The sequence below is a fragment of the Vibrio ruber DSM 16370 genome (assembly GCF_900163965.1).
Classification (GTDB): Bacteria; Pseudomonadota; Gammaproteobacteria; order Enterobacterales; family Vibrionaceae; genus Vibrio; species Vibrio ruber.
Genome location: NZ_FULE01000006.1, coordinates 79,822 through 96,503 on the forward strand (window position 1 = coordinate 79,822; position 16,682 = coordinate 96,503).

Sequence of the window (16,682 nt, forward strand, 5' to 3'; positions counted from 1 at the left end):
AAATAATGACTCTTGATATTTCAAAATATCCGACACTGGCATTGGCAAATACACCTCAGGAGCTGAGAACGCTGCCGAAAGACATGCTCCCGAAATTGTGTGAAGAGCTGAGAACTTATCTGCTCAATTCGGTCAGTCAGTCCAGCGGACATCTTGCCTCCGGTTTAGGGACAGTCGAACTGACTGTTGCGCTTCACTATGTCTATGAAACACCATTTGATCGGTTGATCTGGGATGTTGGTCATCAGGCCTACCCGCATAAGATCCTGACCGGCAGACGCGAAGCCATGTCGACAATCCGCCAAAAAGACGGCTTGCACCCATTCCCGTGGCGTGAAGAGAGCGAATATGACACCTTATCGGTCGGTCACTCGTCTACCTCGATTAGTGCTGCTCTGGGGATGGCAATTTGTGCCGATAAAGAAGGAAAATCAAGAAAAGTTGTCAGTGTGATCGGTGATGGAGCGATTACCGCAGGGATGGCTTTTGAGGCGATGAATCACGCAGGCGATCTCCATCCTGACATGTTGGTGATTCTCAATGATAATGAAATGTCCATTTCAGAAAATGTCGGTGCTCTGAATAATCACTTGGCACAACTGCTCTCCGGTCATTTCTATACCTCAATCCGCGAAGGCGGTAAGAAAGTTCTTTCCGGTCTGCCACCGATTAAAGAATTCGCCAAGAAAACCGAAGAACACCTGAAAGGCATGGTGGTTCCGGGCACGTTATTTGAAGAACTCGGCTTTAACTATATCGGCCCGGTTGACGGACATGATGTCGTTGAGCTGGCGAAAACGCTGAAGAATATGCGCGAACTCAAAGGCCCGCAATTTCTGCATATCATGACCAAAAAAGGCAAAGGTTACGAGCAAGCCGAAAAAGATCCGATTGGCTATCATGCAGTGCCGAAGTTTGACCCCAATGGGACATCACTGCCTAAAAATAGCGGGGCACTCCCAACCTATTCAAAAGTCTTCGGTGATTTTCTCTGCGATATGGCTGCGCTTGATCCAAAATTGCTGGCGATCACGCCTGCGATGCGAGAAGGCTCCGGCATGGTGGAGTTTTCCAAAGCCTATCCTGAACAATATTTTGACGTCGCTATCGCTGAGCAACACGCGGTGACATTAGCGACCGGAATGGCGATTAGTGGCTATCATCCGATTGTTGCCATCTATTCAACCTTCCTGCAACGGGGCTATGACCAGTTAATTCATGATGTAGCCATTATGGATTTACCGGTGATGTTTGCCATTGACCGGGCAGGTCTGGTCGGCGCCGACGGGCAAACCCATCAGGGCGCATTCGATCTCAGCTTTCTGCGCTGTATTCCCAATATGGTCATTATGGCACCGAGTGATGAGAATGAGTGCCGGCAAATGCTTTATACCGGTCATCAACATTCAGGGCCAAGTGCGGTGCGCTACCCGAGAGGCACAGGTACAGGCGCTGAAATCCAGCATCAGTTTACTGCGCTGGAAATCGGTAAAGGCCGCATCGTGAGACAAGGTAAAAAAGTAGCCATTCTCAATTTTGGTGCTTTACTGCCACATGCGCTGACGGCGGCTGAAACACTGGATGCCACCGTTGCGGATATGCGCTTTGTTAAACCATTGGATGAAACACTGATTCGAGAGCTTGCACAGCACCATGATGTGCTCGTCACACTGGAAGAAAATGCGATTGCCGGTGGTGCCGGTGCCGGGGTGATTGAATTTCTGATGAAAGAAAAGCTGCTGAAGCCCACTTTAAATCTGGGATTACCGGATCACTTTGTCCATCAGGGGACGCAAAGCGAATTACATGCCGAACTCGGATTAGATGCTGCGGGTATTGAGCAGGCCATACGCGATTACATTCAATAAGCGCCATTATCATCTGTTGATTAAGTTAACCGTTGATTTCAATCTGCGACCCCCATAAAAAAACTCCCGCGGGAGTTTTTTTATGGCTTCGTGTTGATGGTTATGGTCACTGACTATCCCACCGTTCAATCACACCGGACCAGCCGAAATGCCCGAATAATTGTTGCCATGATTGGTCGAATGAAGCCTGAATAGTGACGGATTCTCCGGTAATTGGATGAACGAAACTGAGGCGCGAAGCATGAAGTAACAGTCGGTGACAATCGTAGTGGGTGCGAAACAGACGATTGTGTTTACCATCCCCATGCGTCGTATCACCGACAATCGGATGACTTAAATGATGCATATGGCGTCGCAGCTGATGTTTACGCCCCGTCCGGGGCTTCATTTCAATCAATCCATAGCGACTGGTCGGGAAACGACCGGTGGAATACGGCACTTCAACTTTAGCCAACGGCCGATAAGCGGTGACAGCCGGTTGTGCAGGTTTATCCGTTTTGACGTGCTTATCGGCGATCTTATCCAGCTCCTCGACGAGCGGATAATCAAGCACTGCTGCTTGTTCAATCCATCCCCGCACCACCGCATGATAGGTTTTCTCCATCTGATGACTGGCAAATAATGGCATCACCTGTGCAGCGACTTCACTGGATAACGCAAACACCAATACCCCGGAGGTCGGCCGATCAAGCCGGTGTACGGGAAAAACATGCTGGCCAATCTGATCACGTAACGTCTGCATCACAAAGCGGGTTTCATGTTTATCCAGCCAGGAGCGGTGTACCAGCATGCCAGCAGGCTTATTGACGGCGATCAGGAACTCGTCCTGATAAATAATTTCAAGCACCACGACAGTGCTCCTCAATCTTGATTAATGTGGCAATCACCGGCTGATAACCCGGATTGTCCTGCCAGGCTTCAATAAAGTACGGTGTCATTGCAAACCCGCTCGGAACGGTGGCGGTGAGCATTCGTTGTCGCATTTGCGGAATAAAAATCCACTGGAGCCACTGTTCCGGTAATAACGTATCCACGGCAAATGGCTGCTGACTCGATAAATCCTGCACCGATGGCGGCCTGTCCTGCCAGAGCTGCAACATTTTGAGACATTGTTCGAGTTCATTTAATGATTGATTTAATTGGTAATATTTTGACATAAAGAAAAAACGACTTGAAATCGGCAGATAGGGTACCATGTATTGAAGACAAAACTAAACTTATCCCAGCGGCTAAGATGCTGTGATTCCGGCAGGAATCCTCTTCGACAACATTAGCCAGACAAGAACGGAACTTATGAAAACAATATATACCCTGACCGAGCTCCTGAAGCAAAGTGGTTGTCAATATCAGGTTGTTGATCTCGGACGCCGCATTCAGTCCATCAATCCGGAAAGCTTTGCCAAAATAGAGCAGGCACAGCAAGCCTATCCTTATCCGCTCCGGCAAACGGCTCGGCTGGCAATTGTTTACTGGAATGAAACCAAACAGCCTTGGATTTGGTTTTTACAGTTTCAACTGGATGAACGAGGACTGCTGCAACCCACAGATATCAGTGAGTTTATCCGTTTTATGCTGGAAGCAATGGGCACCCGGATTCATCAGAACCTGACTGAAGAACAGCAACAGAAACTGGCAAACAATCCCTATACCTTCACCCCACCGGAAGAAAAAATGGCCGTATTTCATAGTCAGGTGAGAGCGATGCTCAAATTACCGGCCAGTCAATACTATGAACATGCACAATGCTATTTTCAGGGAAAACTTGGCTGGAACAATTGGCAAACGATCGGATTACAAGGTATCACCGATATTTGTGCCCGGCTGGGGCAGGAACAAAACGCACCAAGCCTGCTCAGAGCGCTCAATCATCTCCCGTCAGAGCCTTGCTATGCATTACTGGGGGCTTTGGAACACACACCGCTGACCGAAAAAATTGCCGATAAACTGCAAGCCATGGTGGATGAAGAAATTCAGCAAAGCGCTCCTGATCTGTTCTTTTTATCCGCTTTACTGCGGGCCTTGTCCGGCGCCCCGGGTCAACAATTGAAGCAAGCTGTTGCCAATTTACTGGCACAACCACAACTGTGTCATGCCGAAATATTAATCGGCATTGCCGGTCGCAGCTGGTCAGCACTCACGGCGCCACAGCCAGCCGAGTTGTTCCTGACCCGACTGGCTCAAACCGGTCAGCAAACACTATTTAATCAGCTCTTTGCCGATCTCGTCATGCTTCCTGAACTGAGGGTAATTTTATTGCCGTTACTGCATACAACCGTGTCTGAAGAGTTGGCTAACGCACTGGCAACGCTCCAGCAACAAACCAGAAGTCGGTAAATGATGCAGGATTTAATAACAATTGTGTTGGTTTGCTGTGGCTGCTTCTTATTCTGGCAGCAACGGCGTCAGGCCGAAATTGCCAGACAGACGATTGAAAGAAAATGCCAGCAACTGGAATTGCAAGTGGTCAGCATTACGTTCAAACACCGTTTCATCAATGAACAACGACGCTGGCGCTGGCACACCAGATACACATTCGAGTTTTCGTCTTTGGGCGATGACTGCTATGAGGGGTATTTGGATATGATCCGTTTCACCCCTGCCAAATTCTTTGTGCCGGTTCATCGGCTGTGAGTTGATACTCGTAGAGCGTCTCTGGGGTTTGCGATAATGTGGGACGGGAGGTAAACCCTAGTTTGCGCATTAAAGCGACGGCAGGCTGATTCTGTTCATTGACGAAAATCCGAATTTTTTTCAATGAAAAACGTAAAGATATATTTTGTAAAAAAGCACCCAATGCTTCCGTGCCATAACCTTTACCCCAATAAATACGACTAAGGATAAACTGGAGTTCCCCGACCTCTTTTTCATGCAGATCTAAAGCAAGATGCCCCATATATTCACGATGTTCATTATCAACAATCGCCATTGCGTGGACATTTGAATCCGTCAAAACCTGATGAAACTTTGCCCGGGCACTGGACACACTGAACGGCTGCTGATGAAACAACCGGTTTCCCGGGGAACATAACAGTGATAGAAAATCGAACTCATATTCATCCGTATAAGGCAGCAAAAGCATTCTTTGCGTTGCTATTGTCACAATTCATCCTTGTTCCATTCGCCCGAATCTAATCATTCGCTGCAAACGTCAGAGTTAAAAATCAATCAAGATTGATTCAATTTACAGGTATGGCAGATGCCAGTCTCCGGAATAGAAATGGCGGAAAGCCCCGACACCATAATGGCATCGGGGCTTAGTCTTACAGTAGCGATCCGGCCACCAATAAGAGCTCCCTGCATCATCCATAACGAAGGCTAATCCTTCAACCTATCCTTGCATCGCATCCGAGCGGTGTCCTCAGTTATCCGTAACACTGGCTTTCCTGTATCCAGTACACATCACTCTTCCTTAAGCGGTTTCCGTCATCATCCTGATGGTTTTCAATCACGCTGAACATCATGTTATTGAAAGTGATGGTTGTTCAAAGTGATCGTTTTACGCTTCCTGCAACAGACATCATGCCTGTTGTCGCTTCCCTACGCTGTCCTAGGCTCTCCAGCCTGAATGCATCCCAGACATTCACCTTCATTCCCGAAGACATCATTCCTTGATGCTTTTATCCATGTCGTTCCCTGCCGACCCGTTCAATGTACGACGTTTGCATTTTTCCGACAACACACTGGTCTGCTCACTTTATAACCACCCCTGCAACAACGAAATAAAATAAATAAAAATCAAAACCTTATAATAAATTAGAGCATTTATACCATCATAAATACCGCTATCTCTCACAGCACTTGTAAGCGATCTCTTACAAACCAATTAGCGCTTTTGTTGCTGCCCTATCCAGCGTAAAATTGCCTTATTACAGCGCATACATTGAAGGTCTCAAAAAAGGATAATTATGCTGACAAAAGACATATCACAAGAGCTTGAATCTGTGATTTTACAACTGGTCGCTGAAGGCAAGGAACCAACCGTCGCACTCATCAAAGCACGTCTGAGTTCTAAAATCCCGATTCCTGCAATTGTCACTACGATCAAACGCTGGCAATCATCACAGCAAATTCCCAAGGTCGAAATCGCGGCTCCCCCCGCAGCCTCTGCAACCGAACAAAGAATTGCTCAGCTTGAACAGCAGGTTGCTGATTTGATATCCCGGATATCACAACTAGAACAACAATCAGGTCAGAAATTATGAAGATATGGGTCGATGCCGACGCCTGTCCGAAAGTCATTCGGGAGGTCATCCTACGGGCTGTCGAACGGACTGGTGTCACGTGTACTTTTGTTGCCAATCATGTGATTCCGCTGCCCCGTCGCGACAACATCCGCTTCTTGCAGGTAGAAAGCGGTTTTGATATCGCCGACAATGAAATCGTCCGCCGCGTTGCCGCTGATGATCTGGTGATCACATCCGACATTCCGCTTGCCAGTGAAATTTTGGAGCAACAAGCCATGGCATTAAGTCCCCGCGGTGACTTGTTTACCCTTGATACGATTAAAGCCCGACTGACCATGCGCGATTTTATGGAGACGATGCGTGCCAGCGGTGTTCAAACCGGCGGGCCACCGGTCATGAGTCAGGCTGAACGGCGCGATTTTGCCAATCACCTTGACCGGATTCTGGCCAAAGCAACCCGTGCCGCATCGGGACCGAAATCATGACCTCACCCCGTTATACGCTCGACCCGATTGGTATCATTCATAGTCCTTACCAAGAGAAATTTGCGGTGCCACGACAGCCCCGGCTGGTTCCGGCGGCAACCGGTCAAATTCAACTGATTGGTGAGGCTAACTGCCCGGAGTCAGTCCGTGGTATCGAGCAGTTCAGTCATGTGTGGCTCCTGTTCCTGTTCGATCAAAATCTCAGTGCCGGTTGGAAACCAACCGTTCGCCCGCCCCGGCTGGGTGGTAACGAACGGATTGGCGTATTTGCATCCCGTTCCACCTTTCGTCCCAATGGTATTGGTATGTCAGCCGTTGAATTACAGGGTATCCGGCAGGAAGGCAACCAAACATGGATTGATGTCGGCAGCGTTGATCTGGTCGATGGTACACCGATTATCGATATTAAACCTTATCTTCCTTATGCTGACCGAATTGAACAGGCTCACGGCGGGTATGCTGACCGCGAACCGACATCGACCGAGGTCTGCTTTAGCGACGCTGCACGCCAGTCACTCGCTGCGCATCCGCGCGCGAATGAAATTGAAGCCGTCATCACTCAGGTTTTAGCGCAGGATCCGCGTCCGGCGTATAAAAGAGATAAACCTGACGACAAAGAATATGCGGTAAATTTGTTCGATCTCAACGTCAGATTCAGAGCCAACCAATCAATCATCACGGTTACCGCAATAGAACGCTTTTGACAAACGAAAATGACTGATATTATTAACGGCTAATTGAATGCGCCCTCAAAACATCCGGGGGTTGTTGTATAACTTAATGAATGGATACCCTCATGCGTACCAGTAAATATCTTCTTTCAACACTGAAGGAGACACCAAACGACGCAGAAATCGTCAGCCATCAGCTCATGCTACGGGCAGGTATGATTCGGAAACTTGCTTCCGGCCTTTATACTTGGTTACCGACCGGGCTGCGCGTGCTGCGTAAAGTCGAGAACATTATTCGGGAAGAAATGAATAAAGCCGGTGCTGTAGAAACACTGATGCCGGTTGTACAACCTTCCGAACTCTGGCAGGAAACCGGCCGCTGGGATAAATTCGGCCCTGAATTACTGCGTATTGCAGACCGCCATGATCGACCGTTTGTACTGGGACCGACTCATGAAGAAGTCATCACTGATATGGTTCGCAACGAGGTGAAATCCTATAAACAACTGCCTTTGAGCTTGTATCAGATTCAAACCAAGTTCCGCGATGAAGTTCGTCCCCGTTTCGGTGTAATGCGTTCACGTGAATTTATTATGAAAGACGCTTACTCCTTCCATATTGATCGGGAGAGTCTGGAAGCAACCTATCAGGATATGCATAGCGCTTACTGCAATATTTTCAATCGCATGGGTCTCGATTACCGTCCTGTACTGGCTGATTCCGGTGCGATTGGTGGTAGCGGTTCACAAGAGTTCCACGTGTTGGCTGAAAGTGGTGAAGATTTAATTGCCTTCTCGACTGAATCAGATTACGCAGCCAATATTGAAAAAGCAGAGGCGCTGGCTCCGGCAGCAACACGAGCTGAGCCGACTCAAGCCATGACTTTGGTTGATACACCGAATGCCAAAACAATCGCACAGTTGGTTGAACAGTTTGATCTACCGATTGAAAAAACGATTAAAACACTTTATGTCAAAGCGTCTGACCATGTTGAGGCACCGCTTATTGCCCTGTTGATTCGCGGTGATCATGAGCTGAACGAAGTCAAAGCTGAAAATCTGCCTGAAGTTGCCACACCGCTGACGTTTGCCACAGAAGAAGAAATTCGGGCACTGATAGGTGCCGGCCCTGGCTCTCTGGGTCCTGTCGGTTTGAAATTGCCGTTTATCGTTGACCGTTCTGTTGCAGTGATGAGCGATTTCGCGGCAGGTGCGAACATCGATGATAAGCACTATTTCGGGATTAACTGGGGCCGGGATGTTGAACTCGGTCAGGTTGCCGACTTGCGTAATGTGGTTGAAGGCGATCCAAGCCCATGCGGACAAGGCACACTCCTGCTGAAACGTGGCATTGAAGTCGGTCACATCTTCCAGTTGGGGACCAACTATTCCGAATCAATGAAAGCCAATGTGTTGGGACCGGATGGTAAAAGCGTAACCATGGAAATGGGTTGCTACGGGATTGGATGTACCCGGGTTGTTGCAGCGTCAATCGAACAGAATAATGACCAGTACGGCATCATCTGGCCGGATGCCATTGCACCGTTTGAAGTTGTGATTGTCCCGATGAATATGCATAAATCCGAGCGCGTTCAGGAAGCGGCAGAAAAGCTTTACGCTGACTTACAGGCTCAGGGGATCGATGTTCTGTTTGATGACCGTAAAGAACGCCCCGGTGTGATGCTTTCTGATATGGAACTGATCGGTATTCCACACATGATCATTATCGGTGAGCGCAGTATGGATGAAGGTAACTTCGAATACAAAAACCGTCGTTCCGGTGAAAAAACGCCGCTACCGATGGGAGAAGTTATCCCCCATCTTCAGGCTCAGCTCTCTCGATAATCGCTGACTGTTTGAAAGGGTTGCTCCGGCAACCCTTTTTCATTGGCTCTCCCTGACTCCCAACACCAGCAAATACGGGCTTAGTTATCTTGAGGTGAGCCGGTATAACCAAATAGGTATACTCCCACAAACAATGACAAGGATATCCATGATGAAAGTATATGATTGTTGTGATTTAGTCCGCGAGCGATACGCCCAGATAGGCAGTGGCGATCAGGCTTATGTCCCTCAGGCGATTAGTTGTGCTCTGCGCGCACTCAACACGATTGCCAGCGATGAATCTCTCCCACAGGAGATCCGGGAACAAGCGGCCTTTGCTGCTGCTAACCTATTCATTTCAGACTTTGAGGATCAGTCATGAATCTTGCCAACTTTGCCACGATGGATCCAATCCTGCTGTTTAGTTTAGTCAATACCAAGTTACGGGATGATTTTGCCGGTGATTTGGATCAGCTTGCCTCTTATTACGGCCTCGATAAACAAGCCTTAATCGATCGGCTGGCAAGTGCCGGATTTGAATTTCTCCCTGAAGTGGGTCAATTTCGTTAAGCGGTACAGTTCATGTCAGCTCTCTGACTGACGGGAGGCCGCGACAACGCAGTTTCGTCAATCGATCGATGGATGTAACGCCATTGAATCAAGTCGTTCTGGCTCAGAACGACTTACCCCAGCAGATTACCTTTAATGCCTTTATAAATTGCCAGCATCCGATCATGCGCAGGTTTATGCTCCGCAAAAAATGCCAGACAAATTAAAGCACTATCTTGATAACCCTCTGGAAGTTCGACTTTCAGATCGGTGGCAATACGCCGCGCATAATTGAGTTGCTTTTCAGTCGGCAACTTCAATTCATCCGGAATCGCAGATTGAATCGCACTGGTAAACTGTTCTGAAAACTGAGGCCACTCACTAAGATCCAGCGTCGTCGTTTCGGTCAACGAGGCCAGCTTTTGCTGCTCGGGTGTTAGCTGATAGAAAAAGGTGATATGACCGACGGAAAATTGCACTTTATCCATTGAGAGCCTTGTCTGACGTGAGGTTAACTTTTTAAGCATCATATCAGCAGGTGCAAAAATATGCACTTGAAACTCTTTTGCTATGACCAAAAAACCGAAGCAAATGCTTCGGTTTTTATCATCTAAATCTTTCGGTCTTCATGAATCCTTTAAGAAGGGTCACTCCGTCCCGGCAATCGCTCTTTTATAGTTTGAAACGTGAAACAATCGCTGTCAGGTTGTTGTTGATATCGGCAATATCACCCATATCTTTGACTGACTGCACACCGATAGACTCCAGCTCAACCACCATATCATTGATTGCCGACATATTACGGCTCAGCTCTTGGGTCACACAACTTTGCTCTTCAGCCGCAGTCGCAATCTGAGAACTCAAATCATTAATTTCCAGCACATGTCGGGAGATCGCTTCCAAACTGTCTGCGGCCTGACCTGCACCTTCAGCCGTATCCTGACAGCGAGTCCGCGTCTCTTCCATTGAATTCACCACGGCATGGTTACCATTAGCGAGACTCTTCAGTGCTTGCTCAACTTCCGTGGTGCTGTCTTTGGTCCGGCTGGCAAGGCTACGTACTTCATCAGCAACCACCGCAAACCCTCGTCCTTGCTCTCCGGCACGCGCTGCCTCAATCGCAGCATTCAAAGCCAGTAAATTAGTTTGCTCTGCGATTTCACCGATAACACTAAGTATTTCGTTAATTTTTTGAGTTTCGAGCGTCATATTATGTACATCGCTAACTGAGTGTTCAACATCATCAATCAGTGCTGAAACTGTCTGTTTCGAACGATCAATGGTGTCACGGGATTCCATACTGGTTTCATTGGTTCGGGCAACCAAACTGGCTGTATTTGCAGCGTCCGTTGCCATTGAGTCGGCTGTCGAGCTCATTTCTTCGATTGCCGTAACAACCTGCTCAGTTTCCGAAACATGTTTTTTCAAAATGGCGCTATTTTTCTCAGACTGACTCAGCATATGTTCAACATTCGCTTGTAGGGCGAGGCAATACTTTTGAATCTCCAGCATCATGTGCTGCAAATTCTCAATAAACTGATTCACTCCCAGAGAGATCTGGCCTAAGTCATCATTCGTTTCGACTTTCAGGCGCTGGGTTAAATCACCTTCCCCACTGGCCAATCCCTGAATCGTTTCTTTCAACGATAAAATGGGACGATAAAGTACCTGAATCAGAAAATAAGTGATCACGACACTCACAATACATGCAAGCAGTGAGAACATAATCGCACTGTTTCTTGCTTTGGTTAACTGCGCGAAGACTACCGACTTATCCAGCCCGATCATGTAATACCAATCTTTCTGCCCCAAATGAATCCGGTGCGAAAACATCAGCTTATCAGTCCCATCAAGCACATAATCCAGATGACTCGACTCATGCTCCACCATATGTGCAGCTAAAGGACGCCCCCACGCTTGATCACGAAGACGCTCACCGAGTTTCAATGCGGACGACGTCGTCGCTAAAATCCGGCTATCCTCATCAAGAATGAGCGCCACAGCCCCCGGGATTTTATTTGATTCTTTGACAATTCGGCTTAAAAAGTCGAGTTCCATATCGGTCGTGATCACACCACCTTTGATTTTCTCCAGAATACTGACCCAATATTTCTGCTTGGACGAACCAAGGTATGGCGCCGTCACGCTCACACCATCAGATTGCAGCCCCTGCCGATACCAGGATGTTTCCCGTCCGTCCCCTTTCAGCCGGTGATTTGGCCACGCCTGATTTTCCATACTCCAGTAGGCTCTGCCATCATCCAGACCAATCACAAAACTATCCAGATTCATGGCTGCTGCCAACGACCGGGTCAATTCAACCAATTCATCTTCAGAACCCGTAATCGCCTGATGCTGATAGAGCTGCGCCAGTTGATGAATCCCATTAATTTTCTCTTGCAGAATGGTTTCTATCACCACTGCTTTTGATGCGACATAATTTTCACTCGACTGGAAAACATTGTCTGTCAGGATTTTTTCCTCCTGAGAATAAAGAACATAACTGGTAATTGAAACCGACATACCGACCAGCAACATGACGGATAAAATTAGCAATTTTTTTAATCCAAGTTGTTTCATAAATACCCACACTAAACGCCGACTCAAACACAAAAAAGTAAAGGTTACTGACCCACAAGCTGGCCGCCCCAAAAAGGCATGCAGCTCAAAAAATACAATAAGTCAATAGGAAAGGTGTCTCACAAGTGAGAAATCATAGCACATTTTGTTGCACATACAACAACTTACTTATCCTTTTTGCAAGTGGCTAAAATATGCAAAATAAACTTCAGGTACGATGAGTTGTTAAAAATACAAAATAAGCCGCGAAATATGAGTATTAATGAAGAAAATAGATAGAAAATATCCAATCATGATATCGAATCAATCGATAAAAATAATCGTCTTGCCCGTTTGTATTTGTCCTGCCATAACCATTCAAATGTTCACAGACTTTGTCACAACGACAACGGTATTTGTCACAATGGTATAAGCAGCGTCCGCCGCTTTCTCATGCTTAACTGCAATAAAAAATCCCCTGCCGACAGACAGGGGATCTCACATAACATATGTTGCGGCGAATTATTTTAAATCAAACCGATCAGCTTGCATCACTTTCACCCATGCTTTGACGAAATCACCGATGAATTTCTCGCCCGCGTCATTGCCGGCATAAACTTCAGACAATGCACGTAACTGAGAATTAGAACCAAACACTAAATCGACCCGGGAAGCAGTCCATTTGACAGCGCCGGTTTGACGATCCCGGCCTTCAAAAATATCGGCCGCTTCAGAAGTCGGTTTCCACTCCGTATCCATATCCAGCAAGTGAATAAAGAAATCATTGGTCAGCGTGCCCGGCGTTTTCGTCAACACCCCGTGCTGTGACTGAGCAAAATTCGCATTCAGTGCACGCATCCCGCCAACCAAAACCGTCATTTCCGGTGCGGTTAAAGTCAACAACTGAGCACGGTCAAGGAGCAACTCTTCAGCTGAAACAGTATAATCACGCTTCAGATAATTACGGAAACCATCAGCAATCGGTTCAAGGACCGCAAATGATTCAGCATCCGTTTGCTCGTCGGTCGCATCGGTTCGTCCTGCTGCAAACGGAACTGTAATCGCATGACCAGCCTGACGGGCTGCCTGCTCAATGGCAGCAGAACCACCGAGTACGATCAAATCGGCCAGCGAGATTTTCTTATTGCCGCTCTGTGCCGCATTAAACTTATGTTGAATCCCTTCCAGCACATGTAAGACTTTCTGCAGTTGCTCTGGTTGATTGACTTCCCAGTCTTTCTGCGGTGCCAGACGAATCCGCGCCCCGTTTGCACCGCCACGACTATCCGAACCGCGGAACGTTACTGCGGAAGACCATGCGGTATAAACCAACTCGGAAACCGTCAAATCAGCAGCAAGAATTTCTGCTTTTAATGCCGCCACATCATGCGCATCGACTAAACCATGATCAACGGCTGGTAACGGGTCTTGCCAAATTAAATCTTCCTGAGGCACTTCAGGGCCGAGATAGCGAACTTTCGGTCCCATATCGCGGTGAGTCAGCTTAAACCAAGCCCGGGCAAACGCATCGGCAAATTCATCCGGATTTTTATGGAAGTGCTCTGAAATTTTCCGATAGGTTGGATCTTCACGCATGGCCATATCCGCATCGGTCATCATGATTCCGACTTTCACCGCACTGTCTTCGGCATCCGGGGCTTTGTCTTTATCAGCCAGATCAACGGGAACCCACTGGGTCGCACCGGCAGGGCTTTTCACCAGTTTCCAGTCATAGCCAAGCAAGACATCAAAGTAACTGTTATCCCACTGTGTCGGGGTCGGGGTCCATGCACCTTCCAGACCACTGGTAATGGTGTCGCGTCCTTTGCCGCTGCCATAGGTGCTTTTCCAGCCGAGTCCCATTTCTTCAAGGGGCGCGGCTTCGGGTTCCGGGCCAACCTGTGCCGCATCTCCGGCACCGTGGGTTTTACCAAATGTATGTCCACCGGCAGTCAGAGCAACCGTTTCATAATCATCCATCGCCATCCGGGCGAATGTTTCACGCACATCTCGCGCTGAAGCCAATGGATCAGATTTGCCATTCGGACCTTCAGGATTGACATAAATCAGTCCCATCTGAACCGCAGCCAGCGGATTTTCTAAATCCCGCTCTCCGGTATAACGATTGTCATTACCGAGCCATTCATCTTCTGCGCCCCAGTAAATATCTTCTTCCGGTTCCCAGATATCTTTGCGTCCGCCCCCGAAACCAAAGGTTTTTAATCCCATCGATTCCAGAGCCACATTACCGGTCAGAATGAACAAATCCGCCCAAGAGAGGCTGTTGCCATATTTCTGTTTCACCGGCCAGAGAAGGCGTCGTGCTTTATCTAAGTTAGCGTTATCCGGCCAACTGTTTAATGGTGCAAAACGCTGGTTTCCGGTTGAAGCACCTCCGCGGCCATCACCGGTCCGGTACGTCCCCGCAGCATGCCATGCCATCCGAATCATAAAAGGGCCATAATGACCGTAGTCAGCCGGCCACCATGACTTTGAGTCTTTCAATACCGTCTCTATATCCTGCTTAACCGCACTCAAATCAAGGGTACTAAAGGCGGCTGCATAATCGAAATCTTCACCTAACGGGTTCGATTTCTCATCATTCTGATGAAGAATTTTGAGGTTGAGCTGATTTGGCCACCAATCAACATTCTTGGTTCCTTTCCCACCGACCCGGGTATGACTCCCATGCATGACGGGGCACTTTCCTGACATTTTATTCTGTTCCATTGTCTGTCTCCTGCTTCGCAGCGTTTTGATTTATTGAACTCGTACTCTAATGAATGACGTCTACACCTATGCAAAATAGGACATTAATGTGATGAATAAAAACGACTCATCAACCCGTCACTCAATAACCTGAAACGTTCTATCCAACATGTTTTACCGAAAAATTAAAAAAAGAACATATCCCAGAATGAGTAAGATTGAGGCGCTTCACTGGCAAGTGATTCAACCAATAAATACTGATGACAAGCGAAGGATTGACAGGGTTCACTTTCGTAGTGAGAAGTCGCACCGACCGCAACCTGATGATCAATACTGACTATTTTTTCACGTAACGGCTCAGACATAAGGAATCCTTCTTTCGCAATCTGCTCAACCAGATTCCAGTATAGGAATAGACCACTGAAAGTGATAATGGTTTCGACCTATCCATTCTATAGAAGAAATCTATCCTGTTATCCGCTATCAATTTTTTGAGCGCGCCTGAGAAGCATTGCTCCATGCGGGGGATGCGAGAGATGGAAAAAGATAGTGAACGATTTGAAAATCAGGTCAATGTTTTGGTTCAGAACGGAGAGAATCAAGCAAAGTAAGCGATTGAGATTCATCAACCGCTTACTGACACACTACCAGCGGTTAACCGGCTAAAGCAACTTTTGCATCGACATAATCTAAACCATGGCTCTGTGCAACAAAGCGATTGGTTAACTGACCGTGATAAACATTCAACCCATTCAGGAAATGCTCATCAGCAAGCAATGCTGCACGATAACCTTTTTCAGCCAGCGCGATAATGTAAGGTAAAGTGGCATTGTTTAACGCAACGGTTGATGTCCGGGCTACGCCACCGGGCATGTTCGCGACACAGTAATGCACCACATCATCGACAATATAGGTCGGCTCCTGATGAGTTGTGGCCTTCGATGTCTCGGCACATCCGCCCTGATCAATCGCAACATCAACCAGAACAGCGCCTGATTTCATTCTTTTTACCATGTCTGCGGTAATCAGTTTCGGGGCTTCAGCACCGGGAAGCAGCACAGAACCGATTACGACATCGGCAGATAAAACATGCTTCTCAATCGCATCAGCCGTGGAATAAACCGTAGTGATTTTTCCTTGATAAATTGCATCAATATCGCGCAAAGCATCAATATTTTTATCGATAATTACCACTTCAGCGCCCAGACCAGCAGCCATTTGTGCAGCATTACGGCCAACAACACCGGCACCGATGACAGTCACTTTGGCCGGTTCAACGCCCGGAACACCACCGAGTAATAAGCCACGCCCTGCGTGTGATTTTTCTAATGAAGTCATTGCCGCCTGAATCGACATTCGCCCGGCGACTTCGGACATCGGCGCCAACAGCGGTAAGGTTCGGTTCGCACTGGTGACGGTTTCATAAGCAATGCAGACCGCTTTACTTTGTATTAAATCGTGGGTCTGAGGGGCATCGGGGGCGAGGTGGAGATAAGTAAACAGGATTTGATCTTCCCGCAACATCGCACGCTCGCCCGCCTGAGGTTCTTTCACCTTTACAATCATGTCGCTTTCAGCGAAAACCTTCTCGGCATTGGGGCTAATCGAGGCACCGGCATCGATATAATCCTGATCAGAGAAGCCGATGCCATCTCCCGCTAAGGTCTCAACCAAAATGTGATGTCCTCTTTTCGTTAATTCCTTCACACTCGCAGGCGTCATCCCGACGCGGTATTCATGGTTCTTAATTTCTTTGGGTACACCGATCAACATATCCTTATCCTCTGCAAAAATTAACGTTGTTATTTATGCAGACAATACAGTGTTTTCAACC

General features: G+C 47.7%; 18 protein-coding genes. 9 read left to right on the top strand and 9 right to left on the bottom strand.

The features are described from left to right. Positions 1-5 precede the first annotated feature (5 nt). Positions 6-1,868 (top strand): 1-deoxy-D-xylulose-5-phosphate synthase, encoded by a 1,863-nt coding sequence (gene dxs / locus VR7878_RS01590; protein WP_077332791.1) that lies wholly within the window; start codon positions 6-8, stop codon positions 1,866-1,868. A 106-nt stretch (positions 1,869-1,974) separates the two neighbouring features. Here dxs and truC read toward each other — a convergent pair whose 3' ends face one another. Beyond that, positions 1,975-2,715 (bottom strand): tRNA pseudouridine(65) synthase TruC, encoded by a 741-nt coding sequence (gene truC, locus VR7878_RS01595; RefSeq protein ID WP_077332845.1) that lies wholly within the window; start codon positions 2,713-2,715, stop codon positions 1,975-1,977. Next, a complete protein-coding gene (locus tag VR7878_RS01600) occupies positions 2,708-3,025 on the bottom strand; it encodes a YqcC family protein (protein ID WP_077332847.1) in 318 nt (105 codons plus the stop codon). The genes truC and VR7878_RS01600 overlap by 8 nt, the downstream gene beginning before the upstream one ends. 136 nt (positions 3,026-3,161) lie before the next feature. Here VR7878_RS01600 and VR7878_RS01605 point away from each other — a divergent pair, with 136 nt between their 5' ends. Both VR7878_RS01605 and VR7878_RS01610 read left to right on the top strand, forming a co-directional pair. Then, complete coding sequence (locus tag VR7878_RS01605) at positions 3,162-4,202, top strand: DUF3549 family protein (RefSeq protein WP_077332793.1); 1,041 nt, start codon at positions 3,162-3,164, stop codon at positions 4,200-4,202. After that, positions 4,203-4,499, top strand: a complete 297-nt coding sequence (locus VR7878_RS01610) for a DUF3301 domain-containing protein (protein ID WP_077332795.1) — start codon at positions 4,203-4,205, stop codon at positions 4,497-4,499. On the opposite strand, the gene VR7878_RS01615 is transcribed toward VR7878_RS01610, so the two are convergent. Beyond that, positions 4,459-4,968, bottom strand: coding sequence for a GNAT family N-acetyltransferase (locus VR7878_RS01615; protein WP_139343970.1), 510 nt, complete (start codon positions 4,966-4,968; stop codon positions 4,459-4,461). The two genes, VR7878_RS01610 and VR7878_RS01615, sit on opposite strands and share 41 nt — an antisense overlap. A gap of 81 nt (positions 4,969-5,049) precedes the next feature. Then, on the bottom strand, positions 5,050-5,175 hold the full coding sequence (locus VR7878_RS21470; protein WP_261855936.1) for a hypothetical protein: 126 nt from the start codon (positions 5,173-5,175) through the stop codon (positions 5,050-5,052). A 598-nt stretch (positions 5,176-5,773) separates the two neighbouring features. Here VR7878_RS21470 and VR7878_RS01620 point away from each other — a divergent pair. The 6 genes from VR7878_RS01620 to VR7878_RS01645 all read left to right on the top strand — a co-directional run bounded on the left by VR7878_RS01620 (position 5,774) and on the right by VR7878_RS01645 (position 9,601). Continuing rightward, the gene (locus tag VR7878_RS01620; protein ID WP_077332799.1) at positions 5,774-6,070 is read left to right on the top strand and encodes a hypothetical protein; all 297 of its coding nucleotides are present in this window, start codon (positions 5,774-5,776) and stop codon (positions 6,068-6,070) included. After that, positions 6,067-6,537, top strand: a complete 471-nt coding sequence (locus VR7878_RS01625) for a YaiI/YqxD family protein (protein WP_077332801.1) — start codon at positions 6,067-6,069, stop codon at positions 6,535-6,537. Before VR7878_RS01620 ends, VR7878_RS01625 begins: the two co-directional genes overlap by 4 nt. Then, positions 6,534-7,241 carry a tRNA (N6-threonylcarbamoyladenosine(37)-N6)-methyltransferase TrmO gene (gene tsaA, locus VR7878_RS01630; protein ID WP_077332803.1) on the top strand — a complete coding sequence of 236 codons (708 nt, stop codon included), beginning with the start codon at positions 6,534-6,536 and terminating at the stop codon, positions 7,239-7,241. The genes VR7878_RS01625 and tsaA overlap by 4 nt, the downstream gene beginning before the upstream one ends. Positions 7,242-7,333: 92 nt before the next feature. Then, on the top strand, positions 7,334-9,052 hold the full coding sequence (locus tag VR7878_RS01635; protein ID WP_077332805.1) for a proline--tRNA ligase: 1,719 nt from the start codon (positions 7,334-7,336) through the stop codon (positions 9,050-9,052). 151 nt (positions 9,053-9,203) lie between these two features. Beyond that, positions 9,204-9,413 carry a YaeP family protein gene (locus VR7878_RS01640; protein WP_077332807.1) on the top strand — a complete coding sequence of 70 codons (210 nt, stop codon included), beginning with the start codon at positions 9,204-9,206 and terminating at the stop codon, positions 9,411-9,413. Then, positions 9,410-9,601, top strand: a complete 192-nt coding sequence (locus VR7878_RS01645) for a DUF4250 domain-containing protein (protein WP_077332809.1) — start codon at positions 9,410-9,412, stop codon at positions 9,599-9,601. The genes VR7878_RS01640 and VR7878_RS01645 overlap by 4 nt, the downstream gene beginning before the upstream one ends. Before the next feature lie 113 nt (positions 9,602-9,714). Here the strand turns inward: VR7878_RS01645 and VR7878_RS01650 are convergent, their stop codons facing one another. The 5 genes from VR7878_RS01650 to ald all read right to left on the bottom strand — a co-directional run bounded on the left by VR7878_RS01650 (position 9,715) and on the right by ald (position 16,621). Then, positions 9,715-10,068, bottom strand: a complete 354-nt coding sequence (locus VR7878_RS01650) for a hypothetical protein (RefSeq protein WP_077332849.1) — start codon at positions 10,066-10,068, stop codon at positions 9,715-9,717. A 184-nt stretch (positions 10,069-10,252) separates the two neighbouring features. Then, positions 10,253-12,160: a methyl-accepting chemotaxis protein gene (locus VR7878_RS01655; protein WP_077332810.1), complete on the bottom strand. Its 1,908-nt coding sequence runs from the start codon at positions 12,158-12,160 to the stop codon at positions 10,253-10,255. 501 nt (positions 12,161-12,661) lie between these two features. Next, positions 12,662-14,869, bottom strand: coding sequence for a catalase/peroxidase HPI (gene katG / locus VR7878_RS01660; RefSeq protein ID WP_077332812.1), 2,208 nt, complete (start codon positions 14,867-14,869; stop codon positions 12,662-12,664). 164 nt (positions 14,870-15,033) lie between these two features. Continuing rightward, a complete protein-coding gene (locus VR7878_RS01665; protein WP_077332814.1) occupies positions 15,034-15,213 on the bottom strand; it encodes a hypothetical protein in 180 nt (59 codons plus the stop codon). A gap of 289 nt (positions 15,214-15,502) precedes the next feature. After that, on the bottom strand, positions 15,503-16,621 hold the full coding sequence (ald, locus tag VR7878_RS01670; RefSeq protein WP_077332816.1) for an alanine dehydrogenase: 1,119 nt from the start codon (positions 16,619-16,621) through the stop codon (positions 15,503-15,505). Positions 16,622-16,682 lie beyond the last annotated feature (61 nt).